The 24023-nt window shown below is 41.8% G+C and carries 21 protein-coding genes; 13 read left to right on the top strand and 8 right to left on the bottom strand.

Annotation, left to right across the window (positions count from 1 at the left end):
* The first annotated feature begins 76 nt into the window (after positions 1-76).
* The 5 genes from ACZ5O6_RS04855 (at position 77) to ACZ5O6_RS04835 (ending at position 2366) form a co-directional block, all read left to right on the top strand.
* Positions 77-760 (top strand): Bax inhibitor-1/YccA family protein, encoded by a 684-nt coding sequence (locus ACZ5O6_RS04855; protein WP_447090700.1) that lies wholly within the window; start codon positions 77-79, stop codon positions 758-760.
* A gap of 70 nt (positions 761-830) precedes the next feature.
* Entirely contained in the window at positions 831-1220 is a 390-nt protein-coding gene (gene tusD, locus ACZ5O6_RS04850) for a sulfurtransferase complex subunit TusD (RefSeq protein ID WP_447090699.1), read from the top strand.
* 1 nt (position 1221) lies between these two features.
* Entirely contained in the window at positions 1222-1653 is a 432-nt protein-coding gene (gene tusC / locus ACZ5O6_RS04845; protein ID WP_464283547.1) for a sulfurtransferase complex subunit TusC, read from the top strand.
* A gap of 4 nt (positions 1654-1657) precedes the next feature.
* Entirely contained in the window at positions 1658-1963 is a 306-nt protein-coding gene (gene tusB / locus ACZ5O6_RS04840) for a sulfurtransferase complex subunit TusB (RefSeq protein ID WP_447090697.1), read from the top strand.
* A 43-nt stretch (positions 1964-2006) separates the two neighbouring features.
* Positions 2007-2366, top strand: a complete 360-nt coding sequence (locus ACZ5O6_RS04835; RefSeq protein ID WP_447090696.1) for a TusE/DsrC/DsvC family sulfur relay protein — start codon at positions 2007-2009, stop codon at positions 2364-2366.
* Between the two features lie 46 nt (positions 2367-2412).
* On the opposite strand, the gene ACZ5O6_RS04830 is transcribed toward ACZ5O6_RS04835, so the two are convergent.
* The 3 genes from ACZ5O6_RS04830 to ACZ5O6_RS04820 all read right to left on the bottom strand — a co-directional run bounded on the left by ACZ5O6_RS04830 (position 2413) and on the right by ACZ5O6_RS04820 (position 5634).
* A complete protein-coding gene (locus ACZ5O6_RS04830) occupies positions 2413-3876 on the bottom strand; it encodes a sigma-54 dependent transcriptional regulator (protein WP_447090695.1) in 1464 nt (487 codons plus the stop codon).
* Between the two features lie 315 nt (positions 3877-4191).
* Complete coding sequence (msrA, locus tag ACZ5O6_RS04825) at positions 4192-4833, bottom strand: peptide-methionine (S)-S-oxide reductase MsrA (protein WP_447090694.1); 642 nt, start codon at positions 4831-4833, stop codon at positions 4192-4194.
* 192 nt (positions 4834-5025) lie between these two features.
* Complete coding sequence (locus tag ACZ5O6_RS04820) at positions 5026-5634, bottom strand: class I SAM-dependent methyltransferase (RefSeq protein WP_447090693.1); 609 nt, start codon at positions 5632-5634, stop codon at positions 5026-5028.
* Between the two features lie 127 nt (positions 5635-5761).
* Between ACZ5O6_RS04820 and ACZ5O6_RS04815 the strand changes: the two genes are divergently transcribed.
* The 3 genes from ACZ5O6_RS04815 to ACZ5O6_RS04805 all read left to right on the top strand — a co-directional run bounded on the left by ACZ5O6_RS04815 (position 5762) and on the right by ACZ5O6_RS04805 (position 8283).
* Positions 5762-7405 carry a Ppx/GppA phosphatase family protein gene (locus ACZ5O6_RS04815; protein ID WP_447090692.1) on the top strand — a complete coding sequence of 548 codons (1644 nt, stop codon included), beginning with the start codon at positions 5762-5764 and terminating at the stop codon, positions 7403-7405.
* 97 nt (positions 7406-7502) lie between these two features.
* Positions 7503-8000 carry a J domain-containing protein gene (locus tag ACZ5O6_RS04810; RefSeq protein WP_447090691.1) on the top strand — a complete coding sequence of 166 codons (498 nt, stop codon included), beginning with the start codon at positions 7503-7505 and terminating at the stop codon, positions 7998-8000.
* Positions 7993-8283, top strand: coding sequence for a GIY-YIG nuclease family protein (locus ACZ5O6_RS04805; RefSeq protein ID WP_447090690.1), 291 nt, complete (start codon positions 7993-7995; stop codon positions 8281-8283). The genes ACZ5O6_RS04810 and ACZ5O6_RS04805 overlap by 8 nt, the downstream gene beginning before the upstream one ends.
* 212 nt (positions 8284-8495) lie before the next feature.
* Here the strand turns inward: ACZ5O6_RS04805 and ACZ5O6_RS04800 are convergent, their stop codons facing one another.
* Positions 8496-9239: a DUF599 domain-containing protein gene (locus tag ACZ5O6_RS04800; protein WP_447090689.1), complete on the bottom strand. Its 744-nt coding sequence runs from the start codon at positions 9237-9239 to the stop codon at positions 8496-8498.
* 148 nt (positions 9240-9387) lie between these two features.
* On the opposite strand from ACZ5O6_RS04800, the gene ACZ5O6_RS04795 reads away from it, so the two are divergent.
* A complete protein-coding gene (locus ACZ5O6_RS04795) occupies positions 9388-12321 on the top strand; it encodes an insulinase family protein (RefSeq protein WP_447090688.1) in 2934 nt (977 codons plus the stop codon).
* 32 nt (positions 12322-12353) lie between these two features.
* Here the strand turns inward: ACZ5O6_RS04795 and ACZ5O6_RS04790 are convergent, their stop codons facing one another.
* Complete coding sequence (locus tag ACZ5O6_RS04790) at positions 12354-13073, bottom strand: sensor histidine kinase (RefSeq protein WP_447090687.1); 720 nt, start codon at positions 13071-13073, stop codon at positions 12354-12356.
* A complete protein-coding gene (locus tag ACZ5O6_RS04785; protein ID WP_447090686.1) occupies positions 13066-14739 on the bottom strand; it encodes a response regulator in 1674 nt (557 codons plus the stop codon). Before ACZ5O6_RS04785 ends, ACZ5O6_RS04790 begins: the two co-directional genes overlap by 8 nt.
* Before the next feature lie 174 nt (positions 14740-14913).
* Here ACZ5O6_RS04785 and cmoA point away from each other — a divergent pair, with 174 nt between their 5' ends.
* Positions 14914-15681, top strand: a complete 768-nt coding sequence (gene cmoA, locus ACZ5O6_RS04780) for a carboxy-S-adenosyl-L-methionine synthase CmoA (protein WP_447090685.1) — start codon at positions 14914-14916, stop codon at positions 15679-15681.
* Between the two features lie 13 nt (positions 15682-15694).
* Complete coding sequence (gene cmoB, locus ACZ5O6_RS04775) at positions 15695-16690, top strand: tRNA 5-methoxyuridine(34)/uridine 5-oxyacetic acid(34) synthase CmoB (RefSeq protein ID WP_447090684.1); 996 nt, start codon at positions 15695-15697, stop codon at positions 16688-16690.
* Positions 16691-16726: 36 nt separating this feature from the next.
* Here the strand turns inward: cmoB and ACZ5O6_RS04770 are convergent, their stop codons facing one another.
* Together ACZ5O6_RS04770 and ACZ5O6_RS04765 are read right to left on the bottom strand one after the other, a co-directional pair.
* Entirely contained in the window at positions 16727-16957 is a 231-nt protein-coding gene (locus ACZ5O6_RS04770; RefSeq protein ID WP_447090683.1) for a DUF2835 domain-containing protein, read from the bottom strand.
* Positions 16958-17050: 93 nt separating this feature from the next.
* Positions 17051-21931, bottom strand: a complete 4881-nt coding sequence (locus ACZ5O6_RS04765; RefSeq protein WP_447090682.1) for an NAD-glutamate dehydrogenase — start codon at positions 21929-21931, stop codon at positions 17051-17053.
* 275 nt (positions 21932-22206) lie between these two features.
* Between ACZ5O6_RS04765 and purB the strand changes: the two genes are divergently transcribed.
* Together purB and ACZ5O6_RS04755 are read left to right on the top strand one after the other, a co-directional pair.
* Positions 22207-23577 carry an adenylosuccinate lyase gene (gene purB, locus ACZ5O6_RS04760; protein WP_447090681.1) on the top strand — a complete coding sequence of 457 codons (1371 nt, stop codon included), beginning with the start codon at positions 22207-22209 and terminating at the stop codon, positions 23575-23577.
* Positions 23578-23665: 88 nt separating this feature from the next.
* Complete coding sequence (locus ACZ5O6_RS04755; protein ID WP_447090680.1) at positions 23666-24010, top strand: 5-carboxymethyl-2-hydroxymuconate Delta-isomerase; 345 nt, start codon at positions 23666-23668, stop codon at positions 24008-24010.
* Positions 24011-24023: the final 13 nt, after the last annotated feature.

Genomic DNA, 24023 nt, shown 5'->3' with positions numbered 1-24023 from the left:
AGGCTAATTAGTACATACGACTTAGCACACACAACGCTACACTTTTTAACGCGAACCATTACTCTTAGAGGTTACTATGCAAGACATTTATAATTCGCAAACTGCTGCTTCTAGCACACCGATTGAAACCAGCAAGGTACTTCGCAACACCTATGCCTTACTTGCGATGACGCTACTATTTAGTGCTGTCACTGCCGGTATATCAATGGCTCTTGGTCTGGGTCACGGAGCCGGTCTTATAATGAGCCTAGGCGCTCTTGCACTAGTCTGGTTTGTACTGCCTAAAACAGCAAATTCAGCATCAGGTATTTTCGTCGTATTTGCCTTCACCGGCTTACTCGGTGGTGCTTTAGGCCCCATGCTTAACCATTATCTTAGTATGGCCAATGGTGGCTCAATTGTTATGCAGGCTTTAGGTGGCACAGCACTCGTATTTTTCTCTCTTTCGGCCTACGTACTAACAACGCGTAAAGACTTCAGCTTCATGGGCGGCTTTCTATTCACTGGTATAATGGTAGCCATAGTCGCAATGATTGGAATGGTCATCGCTGGTTTCCTAGGGTATGACATATCAATCATTTCAGTTGCAATCAGTGCTGTTATGGTCTTGTTGATGTCAGGATTTATCCTCTATGACACTAGCAGAATCGTTAATGGCGGCGAAACCAATTACTTGATAGCAACTACCCAACTTTATCTTAATATCTATTTACTTTTTAGCCATTTACTAAACTTACTTGGTTTCTTGTCCGACGACTAAGCTCTTATTAAGACAAAGCTCATATACATCAAAGCCCCATTATAGGGGCTTTGATGTATACAATAGACTTATGATTTTTTCACTAGCTATTTATTCCACCCCCTCATCCCAATCTAGCCGCAGCGCTTACCGTTTTGCCGAGTCGTTAATTACCGAAGGGCACACACTCTTTCGCGTCTTTTTTTATCACGATGCCGCTTATCAGGGCTCTCAACTCCATTGCTATCCACAGGATGAAACCAACCTTACCCAACGATGGCAATTGCTCGCTAAAACACACAATATTGACCTCGTTATATGCATCGCTGCTGGATTAAAACGAGGGGTTCTTGATACACAAGAAGCTGAACGTTATGAACAACCACATAGCAACCTAAGTACAGAATTTAACTTATCGGGTCTAGGACAATTGGTAGACGCAACCGTACAATCCGACCGTGTTATCACCTTTGGCGGATAACGTGCTAGATAAACAGATAGGCAATAATAGAGACATGCTAAGTATCGACAATGATGATAACGCGAATACCTTAAACAAAAAAAAACTGCTTTTTGTGCTACGTCATGCGCCCTATGGCAGCAGTTTAACGAAAGAGGCCATTGATGCTATTTTAGCAACATCGGTGTATGAACAAGTGTTATCGGTTGTATTTATGGATGATGGCGTATTAGCGCTAACCAAAGATCAGCACAGTGAACAGATAGAACAAAAAAATATCGCAAAGATGTTATCCGCTTTTCCAATGTACGACATTTCACGGTTATTTGTTTGTGCCACATCACTTGATGCCAGAGGTATCGATGCTAACGCAATAGATGGCAACTTCACCATTCTTGCTCCCAACGAGCTACAACAACTACTTCAGCAGCAAGACCACTTACTCAGTTTTTAATTTTATGGTTTCTATCCTACATCTCGTCAACCAATCTCCCTTTGCTAACAATGCGCTGCAACAATGTGTCAGCAGAATCAATAACGAGCAAGATGCATTGGTATTACTAGAAAACGGCGTTTACGGCGCGCTAAGTAAAGCGACCAATAACGTAGCAATACCGTCTATTAAACGCTGCTACGCTATTGAAGAAGACATTTTGGCAAGAGGTATCAGCCGAGAAGCTCTATTTGAGAACATTACCTTAATTGATTACACCACCTTTGTTAAGCTGACCGTCGAATTTCCGCTAAGCCAAAGCTGGTATTAAAAAATAGGGCAATAACCCATAATATGATGAGAAAAGACGACTAATGAGCAAGGACGAACACAGCGCTAGCCAAACAAAAACATTGGCAGGGCAACGCATAGAAACGGATAAGGAAGGTTATCTGCGACATTTAGCGGACTGGTCTAGAGCCGTCGCCGAAAGCATTGCTGTAGAAGAAGGGATTACCTTGACCGATGAACACTGGCAAGTCATTGAAGTATTAAGAGAGTTTTATCAAACCTTTGATACCTCTCCCGCTATGCGCCCTTTCGTTAAATATATTGGTTTAAAGCTCGGCAAAGAGAAAGCTAATAGTATTTATTTACTCACGCTATTCCCACCTAGCCCCGCTAAAATTGCCAGCAAAATAGCGGGGTTACCGAGACCGACGAACTGCTTGTAACTAACTTTTAACCAAACTAACCAGCACAACGCTTTTACGCAGCTCACTACGCTCGCTGTAAGCCATACTTACGCATTTTTTCAACTAAGGTTGTTCGGCGGATAGTCAGCCGTTCTGCCGCGCGAGCAACTACGCCACCGCTATCATCTAAGGCTTGTTGTATCAGATCCTGCTCTAAGCTCGTGAGATATTCTTTAAGATCAATACCTGCTTCAGGCAATAATGCTGTTGCATTCATATTAACAACCGCCGGTAGTGCATCGTCCTCTTCTTCAGCCACCGGTAAATCAAAGGTTTCATCGGTAACATCAACATGGCGGTATTTCGCCGGTAAATCATTAGCGCCAATCACACCATAAGGGTGCATGATGGCCATACGCTCCACCAAATTAGCCAGTTCTCGTACATTACCTGCCCATGGGTGCTGGCACAGAGACATAATCGCCGTTGAATTAAACCTTACTGATCCACGCTTTTCATTTTCTAAGCGTGCAACAATCTCATTAAGTAAAACAGGAATATCTTCTCGACGCTCATTAAGCGATGGCATTTCGATAGGGAAAACATTGAGGCGGTAAAATAAATCCTCACGAAAAGTACCCGCTTCAATCATATCTTCTAAATTGCGGTGCGTCGCTGCAATAATACGCACATTGGTATTTTGTGATTTATTGCCGCCTACGCGCTCAAAACATTTTTCTTGTAGTACCCGAAGGATTTTCACTTGCATGTTTAAGGGCATATCGCCAATTTCGTCCAAAAATAGTGTGCCTCCCTCAGCCATTTCAAAACGCCCAGCACGTGTACTAATTGCTCCTGTAAAGGCGCCTTTTTCATGACCAAAAAGTTCGCTTTCAAGTAATTCAGCCGGAATAGCCCCACAGTTAACCGGCACAAACGGTTGGTCTTTTCGGCTTGAGTGATAATGCAAGTTGCGTGCAACCACCTCTTTACCAGTTCCCGATTCACCGGTCACCAAAACGGTCACGTCTTTATCTGCCACTTGGCTCATCATTTCACGTACGGACTTAATGCCTCGGCTATTACCGACTAGACTGCGAAACAAATGAGGGGGACGACGCAAGGGTTGTTTTTGCGATGCTAATGCTGCCTCATGGAAGCATTGGGCACGGTATAGAGTGTCAATTAATTTATTATAAGTCGGCGGACTAGTCAGTGTAGCAATCACCTGTTGCCGAATATGGCCATCGAGGCGTTTAAGGTCGATTACTTCATCATCTTCTTCATTGAGTATGATAATAGCAACCGACTGGCTCCATTTAGCAATCATCTGAATACGAGATTCCAAAGACTGCTGCTGAGGGCAAGCACCTAACACAACGGCAACATACTCCCCTTCTTCATCAGATTCAGAGTTTGCCGCTTTTTGCTGCCAATCAATATCACTTTCGACAACAACATGCTCACCTAGAAACTCTAAAATAACGTGTAAATTCTGACGACGTTCAACATTGTCATCGACAACAACCACTTTACTATTTTTTAACATCCGAATAACTTCTCGTTGGGTAATGGGTAATGCCTGTACTTCTAACCGCTAATTACTTAGCCGCCACCATGATCTTCAAATAAAACGACAGCAAGACGGCAAAGCTATATTAGTAATAGTTGAGAAAGGGGCAAAGGTCAAATAAATGACACTTTATTTTTACACTCAACGTTTACCTACGCTAAAATCCAATAGAACGGGCTAGTGCATCAACAAGACCTGAAGCACAAGTGATAAAAAAGGCACATGCAAGGAAGGGAGTAAAGGTGAAAGTACAAGCATAGTAGTGCTTACCAGAGCACGCACAATACATTATTACGACAGGGATAATTCGATCCCTAATCCACCTAAACCACAATAACCATTAGGATTTTTAACAAGATACTGCTGGTGGTAGTCTTCTGCAAAATAAAAAGTCGATTGCGGCTTCACTTCTGTTGTAATAATAAACTCTTCGCCCATTTCATCCGCGAGGCGCTGTTGGTATTGCTGCTTTGACTGCTCCGCTAAGTGCCGCTGCTCTTCCGTTGAATAATAAATACCCGAACGGTACTGTGTGCCTCGATCATTACCCTGTCGCATACCCTGAGTGGGATTGTGTGACTCCCAAAACGTACGCAACAAGGTATCCATCGATAGTTGCTGTGGATGATACACCACCAACACCACTTCGTTATGGCCGGTTTTCCCGCTGCACACCTCTTCATAGCTGGGATTAGGAGTAAAACCGGCACTGTAACCCACCGCCGTTGTTACCACACCATCCAGCCCCCAAAAACACTTTTCAGCCCCCCAAAAACAACCTAAACCCACAACGAGTTGCTCTGCGCCCTTGGGGTAAGGAGGCATTACGCGGGTATTAAGCACTGCATGAGGCCGCTCAATAATAATCGGCGTATCACGCCCCGCTAAGGCAGTATCGACGGTTGGCATTTGATCTTTGGTAAAAGAAAACATAGGAGCCTCTAAAATAAGTGTGCGTGAAATCAGCCCTATGGCCTAATTCCATAGACCACTGAGTGATAAATACTGAGACCTTTGCACGGAGAGAGGGAGTTTATACATGATAAATGACCGATTGAGTACATTTTTCACGCCGCATGAGAGTGAAATGGCTTTCGTGCAAAGGTCTCATACTGGTAATTGACGTTAATGAATATCAAGCACCAAGCCCGACATATTATACGGATGTGGTACTGACCAGTTTTCATAAATCGCATCGTACTTATGCGCGCAGTACTCGGCCATATCACGAAAAGGCTGTCGTCCGGGGTCTGTCATGACCACCCGTTCTACGCCAGCTAAGTAACAGCGATCGACTAGCTTGGACAGCGGTTGGGTCATTTCGTCCCAAAAGCAAATATCCGCAGCAATCACCATAGTAAATTCACTGAGCATCGCCGTAGTAATATGTTCATAACGTAGCTTTAGGGTATCAATAGTCACTCCATTAAGCTCAGCATGGTAATCGACATAGGCAAATACCGAATCATCCGCATCTAAGGCTGTTACTTGCGCATTGCAGTACTTCGCCAAATAAATACCCCCAATTCCCCAGCCACAACCTATTTCTAACACCTTTAGCGATGACTTGGGTGGCGATGCTTGTAGATAATCGATCAGTAAACTGGTGGATTTCCAAAATTTATTGCCATGAATAGCAGCAACGCCTGACGCTTGTTTAATACGCCGAATATCTTTATGGCTATTTTTACGCACTGTCACACCAAAAATATTTCGGTTATGAGCATCTGTCATTACGAAAAACCTCTATAAAAGTCGGAATAATTAGATAGGTGTATACTATAAGAAATAAAAATACCTCTCAGCAACCTTAAAGCTGATTCAATTTTACCTCCACAATAATTGGAGTACATCAATCATCATGAATACCGATACTCTAAAAACCGATACTGGGAGCAACCCTTACTTTGCCGCTATTGATTTAGGGTCTAACAGTTTTCACTTATTGGTAGTCACGATTAACGATGGTGTTATTGAAAAAATAGATCGCGTAAAAGAAATGGTACAAATTGCCAGAGGGCTAAATAGCACTAACCAATTGTCACAGGCTGCACAAGATCGTGCATTACATTGCTTGCGCTGTTTTCAAGAGCGTATACGCGATATTCCTGCTACACAAATTCGTGTGGCGGGTACCAAAGCGCTACGTAGTGCGAGTAATGCTAACCACTTTCTAAAAGAAGCAGAGCTTGCTCTGGGGCATACAATCGACATTATTTCGGGTTATGAGGAAGCACGATTAGTTTACCTAGGCGTATCACATGATATTAGTGCTGATAAAGGTAGGCGACTAGTGATAGATATTGGTGGTGGTAGCACTGAATTTGTTATTGGTGAACAAAAACAACCAAAACTATTAGAGAGCTTACCTATTGGCTGCGTTACCTATAGCGATGAGTTTTTTAACGATAAGGATAGCAACCCACCTAAAACGATTACCTCAGAAATGATCTGGAAAACCTACTACGCAACCTGTATTGAACTCGAAGCTATCTGCCAACAATATCGGCATTTGGCTTGGGATATTGCCGTTGGTAGCTCTGGCACCATGCGCGCTGTTGCGCAACTCATGCAAGACGATGTAGTGAGTGGCGTTATTACAAAAGATGGGCTAAACCAATTACTCAATCAATTACATACCACTGGCAGTCTTGAAAACACCGAAATATTTTCCAAAGAAAGACGTAACACACTACCGGCGGGTACTGTGATTTTATCCGCTATATTTGATCAGCTCGGCTTTGAGCAAATTCATGTTGTCGATGCAGCACTGAAAGAGGGCTTAATTTTTGATACCTTAAGTCGTAATCCACGAGAAAATAACACGCATGATTTTATCGATATTAGAGATCAAACCGTCAATAAAATGATGGCTCAATATAGCGTGGATCAAGAGCAAGCCGCTCGTACTGATCAAGCATTGTCTCATTTTGTTAAACAATTACCTGAGCCTATCGTTAATGGTATTAATGTCAAAAGTATTTTACATTGGGCGGCACAACTGCATGAGATTGGGCTCACAATATCTCATTCCGGGCATCATCATCACAGCTATTACTTGTTAAAAGAAAGTGACATGGCAGGGTTTAGTCGTTTTGAACAAGAGCTGCTCGCACTGCTTGTTGCTACACACCGCCGAAAAATTAGTGCCGATAAGCGAGTCTTATTAACAGGAGAAAATCAACAAGCGCTTCACCCCTCTCTTGTCTGTTTAAGACTCGCCGTGCTTCTCAACCAACGACGAGAAGATAATATAGAATTACCCGACATCGCTTTTACGTTTGTAAAAACGCATCACGACGCTGCACCCGAAAGCGAAAAAGTATCTGATAACCACTCCTCTAGCAATAAAAGTACAAAGCAAACCGACAACGTTACTAATGAATTGCATATCAATTTACGTTTTCCTGATAATTGGCTAGAGGAACATCCGCTCACTTATCATAACTTATCACAAGAAAAAGCACGTTTATCGCCGCTGAATGTTACTTTGCAATTCAACTAATATCGCTGAGTTAAGACTAGCTTTAATTAATCATTAATGAGTAGAATAGGTCAATAACTTCCATATAGACACCTTTGCACGGAATACGATAGCAACCATGTACCAATTACTGATTATTCTGTTTATTGTTTTACTCTTTTTAGCCATCCGACACATTAAACTACAACCGCCAGAAAAACAGTCATCATTACGTTGGCGTTATGGTTTATACGCCTTGCTAGGTTTAGCTATTTTGCTCGTTATGAGCGGCAAGCTACATTGGGTTGCAGGTGCTATTGCCGCTATTTTTCCTTTATTGCAGCGATTTTTTCCACTGATTATGCGGGCATTACCGTTTTTCAAAAATAGAAAAAATACTACGCACCATCAAAAATCACCCACTCAGAAAGTCGGGGGGATGGATAAAGAAAAAGCCTTACAAATATTTGGTTTCGATATATTGCCCGAAGAATCGGTGATTATTCAACGGCATCGAGAGCTAATGCAAAAAAACCATCCCGACCGAGGAGGCAGTGACTTTTTAGCGGCGCAAATTAACGAGGCAAAAGAGGTGCTATTGTCTGAAAGAAAATTGTCCGAGGAAAACATTGGATAATACATGGAGCGTATATATTGTCATGCGCAATGACCATACACTCTATACTGGCATTACCAATAACATGGTGAAGCGCTGGCATAAACATAGTAGCAATCAAGGCGCAAAGTATTTTCGTGGTAAACGCCCCATCGCCTTATGCTATCAAGAGCCCGATCATTCGCGTAGCACTGCCAGTAAGCGAGAGTATCAAATCAAACAGCTCTCGCGCGCACAAAAACACCAATTAATTCTGCAAACTTACGGCCCTTTTGATCATACAAGGTCACTGCTGTCCCGTTAACTTGTCAATAGTGGAATTCCAGCCATTAGGCAAAGCCATCACCCGCATGGACGCGGGTGTTGAGCCTACATGGACGTATTCACGGCGCGCTTTGAATAATGGTTGGAAATCCATGTCTTCACGTTGGCTAAAATAGCTGGGCAGCTTGGATGCAGTAGCTGCATAGTGACTAAGCATAACTTAACGGGATAGCAGTGATACAAGGTCTTATATCAATTAGGCTCTTCGCCCCGCTTTTTCTTTTCGTTCGCATAAAAATCAACATAATCATGGATCACATGATATGGGCGAGAGTGAAATTCTCGCCCATAAAGTACGATAACCACTAAGGTACTCGAAAGTAAAAAAAGCCAAGGAGAAACAAACCAAGGCAAAATTGCCAGAGAGAAATAATACGCTCGCAAACCATAGTTATAAGCGTGCCCTGCCATATCAATCACCTTAGCACTGGCATACATATATTTTTGTTTGAGTGCTTCATTTTTTTCTACCTCTTCAGCACTGGGCGCTGAACCAATCATCACCGAGGCAAAACCATATTGGCGCATTGACCATGTCAGTGCAAAAAAGGCATACACATAAATAATCACTAACATTAAAATTTTAATCTGCACCCAAAAAGTAGAGTTTTCTCTGACCTCATAAAAGGGAAATGACTGCAGTACACTATCAATATTTCCGACAATCCCCAATGCCGTGAGTAAACCTGCGAGCACTAATATACTCGTTGATGCTAAGAAAGACGTATTACGCTCAAGGTTAGCAATTAGTGCTGCATCAACTATACGGTGCTCTCGTTGAGTCACCTGCTCCATCCAATTAAGACGCTGGCGGTTTAGCACAGCCGATAAGTTAACACCTTGCCGTGCTTTATGGCGCGCAAAATACGCATAGCCACTCCAAGCCGTACAAAACCAAACGAACGCGACTGCATTGATCAAAGAATATTCAGACATAATAAACCCTATACCTCTTGGCCTAGCTTTACTGATGAGAGACTCATAACAAACAATATAGCCCACAAGTGTTACTGAAAAAAGCCTTAATACAAGCTACACTAGGTGCCATGCACGAAATAACTGACCACAAATATGAGATCCCTGTATGTCGAACGCTCCACACCCTAGTTTCACGCTGTTACGTTCACAAGCGATTACCTCTTTAGCCATTACCATTAGCGAATATCAACACAAGATAACAGGCGCACAACATATTCATATCAGCGCCGATAATAGTGAAAACGTATTTTTGGTCGCTTTGCGTACAGTCCCTCAAGATTCAACAGGGGTAGCACACATACTAGAACATACTGCATTGTGTGGCAGTGAAAAATATCCCGTGCGTGACCCCTTTTTTATGATGATTCGTCGCTCGCTAAATACCTTTATGAATGCGATGACCAGCTCTGATTGGACTGCGTATCCTTTTGCCAGCCAAAACCGTAAGGATTTCGACAATTTATTAGATGTCTATTTGGATGCGGTGTTCTTTTCACGACTTGACCCGCTTGATTTTGCACAAGAAGGGCATCGCGTAGAATTTGAAGACGCCCACAATACCGACAGTCCACTGGTTTACAAAGGAGTGGTGTATAACGAAATGAAAGGTGCAATGAGTTCTGTTAATTCACAACTCTGGCAGCAGCTCAGCAAACATTTATTTACTAGCAATACCTACCATTACAATAGTGGCGGCGAACCAAGAGATATTCCTACGCTCAGTTACGACCAACTTAAGCAATTTTATCGCACCCATTATCACCCTAGTAACGCTATTTTTATGACCTTTGGTGACATTCACGCCGCAGAGCATCAAGAAAAGTTTGAACAACAAGCGTTAACGCGTTTTGAAAAATTAGATGCGCATATTCATGTACCCGCTGAAACACGCTTTAAACAGCCGAAACGCGTGACGGAATATTACGCCTATACGCCCTCAGAAGGTGACGATACAAACAAACAAGCGCATGTTGTTATGGGCTGGTTACTGGATAAAAGTACCGACCTAAAACGTAACTTAGAAGTACACCTTATTGCCAGCTTACTTTACGATAACAGTGCCTCACCGTTACAACATTTGTTAGAAACGTCACCATACGGTGCTTCACCATCACCACTGTGCGGCAGTGATGATTCACAGTACGAAATGCTCTTTGTCTGCGGATTGCAAGGCTGTCAAGCCAGTGATGCGGATGCCATTGAAAAATCGGTGATCGACTTACTTAACACCGTCGTCACTGATGGTTTGCCCCAAGAGCAAATAGAAGCCTCATTACACCAGCTTGAACTACAACAAAGAGAAATTGGCGGTGACGGATACCCATACGGTTTACAACTGATTATGAGCGCCCTATCCCCGGCCACTCATCGGGGTGATGTATTAAGTTTTATGGATTTAGAAAGCGCGCTCGCATCGTTGCGTGAAGATATTAAAGATCGTAATTATTTGCCTTCGTTACTCAAACGTCTACTCATTGATAACCCTCACCGAGTCACCTTAACATTAGCACCGGATACGGAGTTACAACAAAAAGAAATCGAACAAGAAGCGACTGAGCTCGCCAATAAAAAAGCAACTCTAACATCGACACAAGCTCAAGCTATTATCGATCAAACCCAACAACTAGAAGCGCGGCAGCAACAAGAAGAAAATATGGATGTGCTACCTAAAGTAACTTTGGCAGACATCCCAGCATCCACTCCCTTTCCTAAAGGAAGCCACCATAAATCAAGCACATCGGGCCTTGAATTAACGCATTATACTGCAGGAACTAATGGTCTCTCCTACCAACAAGTTATTTTCCATCTTCCTGAATTAAGCGAAGAGGAATTAATCGCACTCCCTTATTACACTCTATGTTTAACTGAAATGGGCTTAGGAGATACCGATTATTTATCGGTACAGCAACGACAAGCACAAGTGGTGGGTAGTATTAGTGCGTATTATAGTTTGCGTAATCATGTCGACGATAACGATAAATACTACGCCTATGTCACACTATCGGCTAAAGCCTTAAGTAGTAATCAACCGGCAATGAGCCAGCTAATAGCGGATACTCTTCAGCAGGTAAACTTTTCTGACGAAAGCCGTATCAAAGATTTGGTTGCCCAAGCAAAAGCTGGGCGAGAACAAAGCATTACTGGCAATGGACATAGCTATGCCATGCAAGCCGCCGCCGCTGGTTTAACCGCTTTATCTGCGACGGTACAAAAAATGATGGGGCTAGCCAGCATACAAGAAATAAAGCAACGCCATGCTGATTTACAAGATGGCAAAGGCTCAACACTCATCAACTTGCTTAACCGCATTCATCATAAATTATTATCTAGCCAAAAACACGCGCTACTTATTGCGGAAGAACAAGTAATCAGCCAACAAGCCTCTACTTTTGAATCGTCCTTATCTGCGGTAGTATCAATGAAAGATACGTCTTTATTTAGCTTACCTGCAAAACGCCAGTCAACCATTAAGCAAGCATGGATTACACAATCGCAAGTACATTTTTGTGCTAAAGCTTACCCTACTGTAACCATGGCTCATCCTGATGCGCCAGCACTTTGCGTATTGGCCGGTGTATTGCGCAATGGCTTTTTACACCGCACTATACGTGAACAAGGTGGGGCTTATGGCGGTGGTGCGAGCCAAGATAATAACAGCGCGAGCTTTCGTTTTTATTCGTACCGTGATCCACGTATGACAGAAACACTGGATGATTTTGACGCTGCGATTGATTGGCTACTAGCAGAAAATATTAGCGAACAACACATTGAAGAGGCAGTGTTGGGCGTTATTGGATCACTTGATAAACCGGGTTCTCCAGCAGGAGAAGCAAAACAAGCATTCCACGCACAACTTGTAGGAAGAAATGACAAAAACAGGGATACTTTCCGTCAAGGTGTAATTAATACAACCGCAGATGACTTGCGCCGTGTTACTACGCTTTATTTAACACCCGATAAAGCCAATACTGCTGTTGTTACTGGCCAACAAGGCGTAGCAGAAGCGGAGAAATTAGGGCTTGAATTACATTATGTATAAATGGTGAATGCTAAGATTTGAAAACGGCTTATTTAGGGGATGTAAATGGTAAATACACCCCCGCCCAAAGCACCGCCATTAGTGAGTTTAATATATCCGACACGCTCTTTTTGTTGATGCAATTCTGCTATTTTAGCGGCAAAAAATAAACCCAATTGCGTACTGTTGCCATCGCTGTGTGCATCGCTATCTAGTGATGCCGCATCTATCATTTTACTGGGAAAACCATCACCATCATCAGCAACTTCAATAACGAGATAATCATTGTCTATTTTCGCCGTTAATTGCATTTTTTTATTAGCATAACGTGTTCCGTTAACCAAGACATTGTGAATAACACTACCGACAAGATCATTGTCGTAAGACCAAACGATATCGGCCTCACACTCTACGGCTAAATCAATACCCTGCGTTTTAAAAAGCACGTCATTACGCGCCACTTGGTCTTCTATCGTTTCATCTATATAGTTTTCATCAATACGTATAATATCAGTCTGATGCTCAAAACGATAAAGGGACAATAGCTGCACAAGTTCGGTATTAATACGTGTTGCCTCATATTGTAGAATTGACAAACGTTTTTGATGGTTTTCACTTTCTTCTGATGACTCTTCTATAATTTCTTCCAGAGATCCTAACAACATCCCTAGTGAGTTTTTCATATCGTGAACACTAGACGCCAACACAAAAGAAAAGTCGAGCTGATTGTTTTTTGGCTTATCTGAAACTTCGGTATCATTACTGTTATGCATGTTTTTTTTCCTGAATAGCGTCTATTCTTCTCTGATTCTTTATTTCTTGAACAACTTGATGAAACATCATTTTTAACTGTTTATAACGCTGATACTTTTCATTGCCTGAAGAAACATAACGCTCAATGGTTTTGAAAGACAATTCTGCTTTATCGACATAGTCTTGGTTATCGCCCTGATTTTTTAAACTACTGATTAATGCTTGTACAAAATTCAATTTTAAGCCAATAAATCTGGGATATTTTTTTTGCGCCTGAAAAAAATACTCAATAGATTTTTCGTAGTTTTGTTCTTTATAGTAATTAATACCTTTTTTGTTAATGGTGCCAATAGTCCTTTTACCTTTTTCACTTACGGGTTCTTCCAATAAAAAGTCAATCTTTTCGAGTGCACATTGATCGTTCCTGTAATAACTCAGCATTTCTTCGATCAAAATGGGAATCTCATCATTTTTTCCGCAAGCGATCAATGCATTAATGTTTTCTATCTCTGTATCAATATCTCGCTCTCCTTTAGCAATCATTAGCGCTTGAGCTTCATCAAATAAATCTTTTGATGCTTGTTTATTACCATTTAGTGCATTGATTTGACTATTCAGTAGCTTCGCTTGAATTTTCTGCTCCTCACTAATAGGATATTGATGATCAATATTGTTCAATAAGTGAAGTGCATCAGATGTTGTGCTTTGATCCGTACCTAATCCCTCGTCATAAATTTTTGTAATCGCTCGAGCAAGGTTTAAGTGATTATCTGCATTATCATAATGAGAGTTAGCGCCGTATTTAATCGTTTTTTTATACGCCTTAATTGCCAATTCAACATCTCCATTTACCAAAGCAACATCGGCTAAGGTTTTTTGACGTGCAATCGACATAGGTGAGGCGTTCATGGCTTTTTCTAACACTTGCTGCAATCTATTGTTATCACCCAAGGCTTCACAAGCCGTCGACAAACTATCGTATGCTTTAAGATATGCAGGGTGATCTTCAACGACCCGGTCTAACGAATTAGCCGCAATAAGATATTGGCCATAGGCTATTTCAACATTGGCTAAGCCCACTTTGGCCCAATCAGCATCACGAGTTTCTAAGGCCTTTTTATAAAGTGTTTCCGCAAGCCCGTAAGATTGTTGCTGCAAATAAAGTTCGCCAAGTAACTTTTGACACTCAATAATATAGCGAGACTTACTATCGATTAATTGTTCGAGTAACGCGATCGCTCGCTCATGCTCTCCTTCATCAATCGCATTATATGCACCCTGCAACGCTTGCTTTTTGGCCAACAAACGCTTGATGCGCTGTTCTAAGGTTTTTCCGGTAATGGGTTTGGTAAGATAATCACTAGGCTCACAGTCGTAACTCACCATCACAACATTTCGGCTGGTATCGGCAGATATAAGAATAAAAATATCTGAGCACCTGACTAATTGGAGGTGACGAATTTCTTCGAGTAATTGCTGGCCATTCTTGCCACTACCCAAATTATAGTCTGACAAAATAATGTCATAATGCCCTTTCTTACAAGCGTTCAGCGCTTCACTGCCGCTAGACAGACTCGTTACATGACGAAAACCTAAGGTGTGCATATTTTTTGCCAGCGCAGTCCGAAAATTGGGGAAGTCGTCCACAATTAACACACGTAAATTTTCGTAATCTGTTGAATCCATATATTCCAATCACTTATCTTTCACACCTCTTCTATAGAGAATAGTCTATTTTCACCATAGTGCAGGTTTCAGCCACACCGTTGGCACTATGTGTTTGTAGAGATAAGCGCTATAATTGCGCGTTAACTAAACACCCCTCCACCCTATTTCGCTATAGACAAGCACTTGATATTCATGAAAAAAAAACTGACTGATAACAACAATATACACTTGAAACAATCATCAGATCGTATTTTTGCTGAGCCGGTGGGACAAGTCACCCCCTTTTGCTTTGATGAGAGTGTCGCCTCAGTATTCGAGGATATGATCAGCCGTTCAGTACCGGGATACAGTGCAATTTTAAGCATGCTGGGTGACATCACTACACGTTATGCGCAAGACAATAGCATTTGTTATGACTTAGGCTGCTCTCTAGGCGCAGCAACACTCGCAATGCGTCACAATATCCAAGCAAAAAATTGCCATATTATCAGTGTGGATAACTCAACGGCCATGGTTGACCGCTGCCAACAAACCATCGACAAAGACAACACCGCAATTCCTGTAGAAATCGTTTGTGATGAAATACAAAATATTAAAATAGAAAAAGCCTCTATTGTCGTGCTTAATTTTACTTTACAGTTTATTAGCCCCAACGAAAGGCTGGCATTACTACAAAAAATTTACGATGGTTTATTACCCGGAGGGATTTTACTGCTCTCAGAGAAAGTGCATTTTGATAATACCGCCCACCAACACCTAATGACTGACCTTTATCATAATTTTAAACGCGTCAACGGATACACCGATTTAGAAATTGCACAGAAAAGAACGGCGTTAGAAAATGTGCTCCGCTCAGATAGCATAAAAACTCACCAACAACGATTACATCAATGTGGGTTTACGAGCGCCGACCTGTGGTTCCAGTGCTTTAGTTTTTGCTCCCTTATCGCCATTAAATAAAAGATATTGTTTTATGCTTAAACACTACACCCCTCTTCTAGCTTACCTTCAAGACAGGTTACATGAAAAAGAACGCAAAGCATTTATTGCATGGGCAGAAGAACTCCCTGCCAAAATTGAGCAAGGCTTATGTGAAAAACGATATGGTGATTTAAAAAATTGGCGACAAGCACTAGAACAGCTCCCAGTAACACAACCCAGTGCTATAGAACTACTCAATGGAGTCAATATTGGAAAGTCACTTGATTGCAGCGATAGCACACTAGCGACAATCGACGCACAGCTACGCGCACTCATCCCTTGGCGCAAAGGGCCTATGAGTATTCATGATATTACACTTAACACCGAATGGCGCTCTGACTGGAAATGGGATCGTGTTATTCCTCACTTAGCTTCATTGACGAATAAAACGGTACTTGATGTCGGCTGTGGCAATGGCTACCACTGTTTACGCAGCTATGGCGCAGGAGCCAACCGTGTTATTGGCATCGATCCATCGCCTCGCTTTATTGTACAGTTTTATATGATGAAACATTTTTTAGGCAATATTCCGGTCGATGTATTACCCATGGGTATCGAGTCATTGCCAAAGGACATGCAATCATTTGATACGACGTTTTCTATGGGCGTTTTGTACCATCGCCGCTCACCAATGGATCACTTACGTGAGTTAAAATCTACACTACGGCCGGGTGGCCAGTTAGTACTCGAAACCTTACTTATTGACGGTGATATTGGGGAGTGTTTGGTTCCTGAAGGACGTTACGCCATGATGAATAATGTTTGGTTTTTACCCAGTGCTAACACATTAATTAGTTGGCTAAAAAAATGCGGCTTCTCTAACCCTCGGCTCGTCGATATTGCTAAAACAACAACCGAAGAGCAACGTGCCACTGACTGGATGACGTTTCATTCCTTGGCTGATTTTCTAGATCCAAATGACAGTAATAAAACCGTTGAAGGTCACCCAGCGCCGTTACGTGGTGTATTTTTAGCAGAAGCGGAATAAGCATTGCTCAATAATGGCTATTAAAAACAATATCGATTAAGCACGCTTAATAATTTTTTTAAAACGATTATTCTCATCAACAATAATCGTAAAAGCCCCCATGATACCTTCACGCGTTACATAAGGTTGTAAAATATTAACCGGGAAACTGATTCGTCGGCCTTGAGAATCAACCGCTGATACTTTTTTAGCCGCACCTTGATATACCCGTAAATACTCATCGGCGGGTATACACAACGAAATATTCACTGATTTCTCAGCTGACATTATTATCTAAACCTCACACTGTATTGAAAGAACTTTTTATTCGGAAACCCCAATTAATCAAAAGGGCTCCGAATAAACAACAACACACCTTATTTAAAACTCGATGTTCAGTTTTGTTGTTTCGCGACAAACATCTGCTAACTCGGTTAATTCCCGCATAGCAACAGAAAACATAGCAAAGTCTGTTTGGGGGTTAGTTTGCAATTCATGCGCGATATCTCTCCATCGTGTTAACAACACCGGATGGTCTTGCATCCATAACTGTAAGGTCTCTTCATGCTGAAAGCGCTTACCCCCTAAACGTAGCAGCTCAACGGTCATGATGCGCAACACCTTGTCAATATCATTAATAAATGATTCTCTTGCCATGGACTGCCAATAGCTTTCAACCTTCACATCGGTGACTGCATGAGCAAACCAGTAGAAACCTAATTTATCACCTAATAAGTGATGCATATCCACAACATCTGGAATTGTGTGTTTACTTTGCAAGACCGCTTCTGCAATACCTAAGCCTGAAAATAAATGCCCTGACATCGCCATAACACTAGCAGATTCCTGATCAAGACCTAGTCCTGAAAACTTATCGTAGCGGCTTTGCCATGCAACTTTTTCATCAACACTCAAAACCTTAGGTGTTTCGCTAATCACCTGCGCGACAGATTTTTGAAATATATCAACCGTTTTTTGCAAGGTGTCTTTACGGTGTTGGTTACATAAAAACCAGCGAGTCCCCCTACGTACCCGTCGCATCATCGACGACAATAGGCGCATTTGGTCTTCTGCCGGCACACGATAATCTAACGCCTTTACCTTTTCTTGAAAATCATCAAACTGAAACACATCACGTGCAGCAACATACGCCATTGCGATAGCAGATGCACTCTCACCCGTTGACTCCATCATACGATTGAAGAAAGTAATGCCCATACTATCAACCATATCGTTGGCTAATTGCGTCGCGATAATTTCTTTACGCAAAATATGATTATGAATACCGTGCTTATACTTTTTAAGCAATTTTTCAGGGAAGGCTTTTTCTACCCATGAAGCTAAATACGCATTATCTGCAATCTCATCAGTTGCTAACAGTTCTTTAAGCTCAACTTTAACGTAGCAATTAAGTACCGATAACTCCGGACGTGTTAACGAGCAATTATCTGCGCGTCGATCCAGCAACTCCTGATCAGAAGGAATAAACTCTAATTCGCGATCTAATCGACCACTAGCCTCTAATGTATTAATTAAACGACGGTACTCTTCCAAACGGAAAAGCGCTTCTTGTTGTGCAAGACTGATTGATTGTGTCTGGTAGTAATTATTCGTCAACACCATATCAGAAACAGTATTTGTCATGCTAGATAACAAACGATTACGTTGAGCATTGGTTAAACCACCATTTAACACCACATCACTCAATAATATTTTGATATTGACTTCATGGTCAGAGCAATCAACACCGGCAGCATTATCAATAAAATCGGTATTACATGCTCCGCCATGTAAACAATACTCGATTCGACCTCGCTGGCTCATCCCTAAATTGCCTCCTTCTCCAAAAACTTTACAGCGTAATTGTGAACCATTCACACGTAAAGCATCACTACCCTTATCACCAATATCCACATGTGATTCTTGTGTAGACTTCACATACGTTCCGATACCACCATTCCATATAAGATCAACCGGCGCTTTAAGTAACTGATGAATCAATTCTGTCGGTGTAAGCCGATCCGAATGAATATCAAAACACGTTTTCATTTCTGGCGTAATCGCAATGGATTTTGCATCACGAGAAAAAATGCCGCCGCCACGAGAAATAAGCTTTTGATTATAGTCTGCCCAATTTGAACCGGGTGTTGTAAAAAGTCGCTCCCGTTCTTCATAACTGGCCGAAGCACTCGGTGTAGGATCAATAAATATATGTAAATGATTAAACGCTGCGGTTAAACAGATATGCTTTGACATCAACATGCCGTTGCCAAACACATCACCAGCCATATCACCAATACCAATAACGGTTACATCCTGTCTTTGTACATCAATACCTTTTTCTTTAAAGTGTCGCTGTACTGATACCCATGCTCCTTTCGCAGTAATACCCATCGCCTTGTGGTCATAACCCGCACTGCCACCTGAGGCAAATGCATCGCCCAACCAGTGCCCATATTCAATGGCGATTTCATTGGCAATATCTGAAAATGTTGCCGTACCTTTATCCGCTGCAACAACAAGATAAGGGTCATCATCATCCCAACGAACCACATTTTCTGGCGCAATAACCTTACCTTTTTCAAGATTATCGGTCACATCGAGCAAGCCACGAATAAATGTTTTATACGCATCGATACCTTCAGCAATAAACGCTTCTCTACCCTTCTCGGGCCGTGCCTTTTTCGCAACAAAACCACCCTTAGCACCATTGGGCACAATAACGGCATTTTTAACATTTTGCGCTTTGACCAACCCAAGTACTTCTGTACGAAAATCTTCTAAACGATCTGACCAACGCAAACCACCTCTCGCGACTTTCCCGCCTCGTAAATGAACACCCTCAATACGATTAGAATAAACAAATATTTCATAAACAGGTTTAGGCTCTGGCACGTTAGGAATATTCTGAGGATTAAGCTTCAACGAAATATATTGTTTATAGACACCATCCGATTGCTGGAAATAGTTAGTTCTTATCGTCGCATTAATCAATGCCGTATATTGACGCAAAATTCGATCATCATTTAAATTACTAACATCTTCTAAATATTCATCTAACTGCTTGTTAATCTCCCGACAAATTTTATGACGCGTATGCGAATCCACTTTAGGATCAAAACGTTGATAAAACAATGCGACCAATCGCTGAGTAATTTCAGGGTAATTCATCAGACTTCGGGTCACTGCACGCTTGCTAAATGGGAAAGTAATTTGCTTCATATAAGCCGCGTAAGTACGCAACATACTCACATCACGCCAATTAATTTGTGCGGACATGACCAGGCCATTAAAGAAGTCATTATCGACATTACGTCGCCAAATATTGATAAATGCATCCTCAAAATAAGACCTTATATCTGAAATATCCGTATCATCCGACAAACGTGTATGTAATAAAAAGTCGTGCATCCATATCGTATGATTTTTTTGCTTAATTTTATAAGGATGCTCACCAATAACCTTAAGGTTCATGCGCTCCAATACAGGAATCACATCCGATAGCGGCAATGTACTGCCATAATTAAATACTTTAAAATGTACCACTTTATTGCTTGCTTTATCTGGCTGAGAAAAACAAAGGGCAATCGGATTATCTTCACTAAGACCATCAATTGTTTCAATATCTCTCAGTGCAGTATCTGCAGAAAAATTTTCTTGATAAGACGTCGAAAAGCTATCAACATATTGAGCAATCAGTTTTTTACCGACTTCTTCTGGATTTTTTGATTGAATGGCTTTAACGAGGGATTCGCCCCAAGATTTAGAGAGGTGTTGTACCTCTTCCTCCAATGCTCGCTCTTCCCACAATTTTTCTTTCGACTCATCAAGCCTAAAGATAATATAGGTGCGAGAGAGTATGGACTCTGAATAATAGGTATAAAAATCTTCTGACTCTGCTCCTACCGCATCACCTAAGCAACGAATTATTTGTTCACGTAGTTGACTAGAAAATTGATCCCTAGGAATATAAACCATGGCTGTAACAAAGCGCTTATCTTCAGATTCACGCATAAACAAACGTACAATATGACGTTCGTTTAAAGACATGACTCCCAACAACGTTTTTTTCAATTCATCGGGAGAACTTTGAAACAACTCGTCACGGGGAAATGTTTCAAGCACTTGACGCAAGACTCTACCGTTATAACTACGATCCGATAAGCCAGCCTCGGTATAAATTGCTTCAACTTTTTGACGAATAAAAGGAATATTAACGACGGTGGCGCGATAAACTTGCGAGGTATAAAGCCCTAAAATATGATGAACGCCAATAAAGTTACCGTCAACATCGTAAGCCTGTATCGCAATATGGTCCGGGTAGGCTTGTCGATGTATGGTAGAGCGTATGGGTGATTTACTAAATGTAAGCAGAGGCCCATCTGGATCCCTTAATTTGTCATGACTAACCGGAAAGTAATTATTGATCTCATCTTCTTTATTCAATAAACCGTAAGATTTTTGCAACTCCGCAACCGCTAACTGCCCCGTCGCTTGCGATTCTACGGATTGCATACCCGCAAATCGATAAAAAGCATAACCTAAAAACGTAAAATTATTAGCCATTAACCAAGCAATAAACTGATTCGCTTCATAGATTTCTTCTCGGGTATGGTGACTTTTTGAATAAGAAATCGTATCCCGAAGTAATTGTAATTCATCAATTGTTTCTGCATAGTCGCCGTTCACAACATTAACATCGGTCACCGCCTTTCTAATTGATGCAGCAATGGCTTGTAAGTCTTGCGTTTTACTGTGTTTATCAATTTCTATATAGATGAATAATTCTTGTTGTTGTGATTCGGTTAGCTCTTTTTCATCGACATGGGAACAAGTCTCTAACTCGCCGTCTTTATCTCTGCTGGTTGCGATGATAAGAGGGTTAATTTTTTTAACCAACAAGCCTCTATTCGTGAGCGCCATACGCACCGAATCAATCATGAATGGCACACTGTTGTAATGAATGGTAATAACCGTATTTTTACACCCCCAACCATTCTCACTAATCGTGGGGTTGAACGCTCTTACCTTCGCACGTTTACGTTTGTAGAGTGATATAAACTGGTAGCTATCCTTTAGCAAACCAATAACATCATTAATATCCTGATCAGCCAGCTCTTCTATCGGGTAATGCTCAAAGAATAGTTCCGCAAAAGGGATGAGCTTACTGGCCTCCTTAACGCCACATTTGGCCTTAATGACCTCGGATAGCTGTGCAGTAAACGCGGATTTTTCACCAGTGACAATTAAACTCATGTCCATAAAAAAGACTCCAAACAGTAGGCTGTACAAGGTCTACGAATAGTCACACTGTATATGTGACGCAGTCGTCACCCTATAGATTTAATAGGCTTACCATTTAGCATAGTTCATGTCACACCAGTCGCCAGTTACTGACACTGCGATAACTATGGCTCACTTTATCCGCTAGATAGCAGGTTCAAGTAGAAGAAGGAGAAAGCGCTTAGCAAGTGCCGTATTTTCGGGTATTATGGCGGCCTTTTACCGATCATCACTCTCATATCAGGTACTTATCCATGGACTTATCGTCACTTACCGCTGTATCCCCTATCGACGGTCGTTACGGCAGCAAAACGACTGACTATCGCCCTATTTTTAGCGAATATGGTTTAATTCGTTATCGCGTAGAGGTTGAGGTACGCTGGTTACAACAACTCGCTGCTCATGCACAAATTGACGAAGTACCAGCACTTAGCGATACCGCCAATGCCTACTTGGATAACATTGTTAACCATTTTTCAGAGAGTGACGCACAGCGTGTCAAAGACATAGAAAGCGTCACCAACCATGACGTGAAAGCCGTAGAGTATTTTCTTAAAGAATCTTTTGCTAATAATGCCGAACTTGATGCAGTTAAAGAGTTTGTACACTTTGCTTGCACTTCTGAAGACATCAACAACCTATCTCATGCATTGATGCTACGTGCAGGACGAAACGTACTTACAGAGCAATTAGTCACAATTATTAATACTCTTACTACCATGTCTGTTGGTTTTGCTGCCGTACCTATGCTATCTCGCACACATGGACAAACCGCATCCCCTACAACCGTCGGTAAAGAAATCGCTAACGTTGTCGCGCGCTTACGCCGCCAGCTAGATCAAATACAGGCCATTCCGTTATTAGGCAAAATTAATGGTGCAGTAGGTAATTACAATGCCCACTTATCGGCTTATTCAGATATTGACTGGCAAGCAAATGCCGAAGCCTTTGTCACTAGTTTGGGACTAGAGTGGAATGCCTACACAACTCAAATCGAACCACATGACTATATTGCCGAATTATTTGATGCCATTGCGCGTAGCAACACTATCCTAATCGACTTTAGCCGTGATATCTGGGGTTATATTTCACTAGGGTATTTCAAACAAAAAACCATTGCCGGTGAAGTGGGCTCTTCGACGATGCCACACAAGGTTAACCCTATCGATTTTGAAAATGCTGAAGGCAATATGGGAATTGCAAATGCAGTTTTCGGCCATTTAGCGAATAAATTACCTATCTCTCGCTGGCAACGTGACTTAACCGACTCTACAGTATTACGCAATATGGGTGTGGGTTTTGGGTATTGTGGAATTGCTTTTGCCTCGCTACAAAAAGGCTTAAGTAAATTAGAGATTAATGAAGAGCGTATTGCCGCTGATCTTGATAACAGCTGGGAAGTATTAGCTGAGCCGATTCAAACCATCATGCGCCGTTATGGCGTTGATGAGCCGTATGAAAAACTAAAGGCATTGACGCGTGGTGTTACTATCACCCCAGAGATTTTGGCAGACTTTGTTGAAACACTTGAAATACCCGAATCAGCAAAAGCCGATATCCGTGTAATGACACCGGCTAATTATATTGGTAATGCTATCGCTCAAGCGAAAGCTATCGCTGAATAGTTAACCACACTAATGCGGGTACTAGCTCATAAATAGCAATGCCCGCTTCTCTTCTCTAAACAACCATCAATATTACGGCGTTAGTGCTATGCCCCACTGTATTATCGAATACTCATCGACCATTGGTAATGACATTACCATCGACCAATTAATGCAGTCTGTACATCAAGGGGCGGAAGATAGTGCCTTATTTGATGTCAACGATATTAAAACGAGAGCCATACCCTATTCATACCACATGCCTGCAACAGCAGAACAACGATTTATCCATGTCTGTGCAAAATTACTCTCAGGCCGCACGCCAGAACAACGTCAGCATCTCTCGCAGTCCATTATGAACAGGCTACTGCCACTTTCCCTAAAGGCTGTATCGCTGACGGTAGAGATTGTCGATATAGAGTCATCCTCCTATTCCAAACAGGTCACATCTTAGTTACTAAAATTAT

This window comes from Eionea flava (assembly GCF_055393785.1).
This window is presented reverse-complemented; position numbering and strand designations above follow the sequence as displayed.

What these genes read in the sequence shown, in the direction of transcription:
- ACZ5O6_RS04830 (WP_447090695.1), bottom strand. Translation starts at nt 3,876, where the DNA reads ATGTTAAAAAATAGTAAAGTGGTTGTTGTCGATGACAATGTTGAACGT.
- tusD (WP_447090699.1), top strand. Translation starts at nt 831, where the DNA reads ATGATTTTTTCACTAGCTATTTATTCCACCCCCTCATCCCAATCTAGC.
- cmoB (WP_447090684.1), top strand. Translation starts at nt 15,695, where the DNA reads ATGCTTAAACACTACACCCCTCTTCTAGCTTACCTTCAAGACAGGTTA.
- ACZ5O6_RS04790 (WP_447090687.1), bottom strand. Translation starts at nt 13,073, where the DNA reads ATGCATAACAGTAATGATACCGAAGTTTCAGATAAGCCAAAAAACAAT.
- ACZ5O6_RS04820 (WP_447090693.1), bottom strand. Translation starts at nt 5,634, where the DNA reads ATGACAGATGCTCATAACCGAAATATTTTTGGTGTGACAGTGCGTAAA.
- ACZ5O6_RS04785 (WP_447090686.1), bottom strand. Translation starts at nt 14,739, where the DNA reads ATGGATTCAACAGATTACGAAAATTTACGTGTGTTAATTGTGGACGAC.
- ACZ5O6_RS04795 (WP_447090688.1), top strand. Translation starts at nt 9,388, where the DNA reads ATGTCGAACGCTCCACACCCTAGTTTCACGCTGTTACGTTCACAAGCG.
- cmoA (WP_447090685.1), top strand. Translation starts at nt 14,914, where the DNA reads ATGAAAAAAAAACTGACTGATAACAACAATATACACTTGAAACAATCA.
- ACZ5O6_RS04810 (WP_447090691.1), top strand. Translation starts at nt 7,503, where the DNA reads ATGTACCAATTACTGATTATTCTGTTTATTGTTTTACTCTTTTTAGCC.
- ACZ5O6_RS04815 (WP_447090692.1), top strand. Translation starts at nt 5,762, where the DNA reads ATGAATACCGATACTCTAAAAACCGATACTGGGAGCAACCCTTACTTT.
- tusB (WP_447090697.1), top strand. Translation starts at nt 1,658, where the DNA reads ATGGTTTCTATCCTACATCTCGTCAACCAATCTCCCTTTGCTAACAAT.
- ACZ5O6_RS04835 (WP_447090696.1), top strand. Translation starts at nt 2,007, where the DNA reads ATGAGCAAGGACGAACACAGCGCTAGCCAAACAAAAACATTGGCAGGG.
- ACZ5O6_RS04800 (WP_447090689.1), bottom strand. Translation starts at nt 9,239, where the DNA reads ATGTCTGAATATTCTTTGATCAATGCAGTCGCGTTCGTTTGGTTTTGT.
- ACZ5O6_RS04855 (WP_447090700.1), top strand. Translation starts at nt 77, where the DNA reads ATGCAAGACATTTATAATTCGCAAACTGCTGCTTCTAGCACACCGATT.
- msrA (WP_447090694.1), bottom strand. Translation starts at nt 4,833, where the DNA reads ATGTTTTCTTTTACCAAAGATCAAATGCCAACCGTCGATACTGCCTTA.
- purB (WP_447090681.1), top strand. Translation starts at nt 22,207, where the DNA reads ATGGACTTATCGTCACTTACCGCTGTATCCCCTATCGACGGTCGTTAC.
- ACZ5O6_RS04770 (WP_447090683.1), bottom strand. Translation starts at nt 16,957, where the DNA reads ATGTCAGCTGAGAAATCAGTGAATATTTCGTTGTGTATACCCGCCGAT.
- ACZ5O6_RS04755 (WP_447090680.1), top strand. Translation starts at nt 23,666, where the DNA reads ATGCCCCACTGTATTATCGAATACTCATCGACCATTGGTAATGACATT.
- ACZ5O6_RS04765 (WP_447090682.1), bottom strand. Translation starts at nt 21,931, where the DNA reads ATGGACATGAGTTTAATTGTCACTGGTGAAAAATCCGCGTTTACTGCA.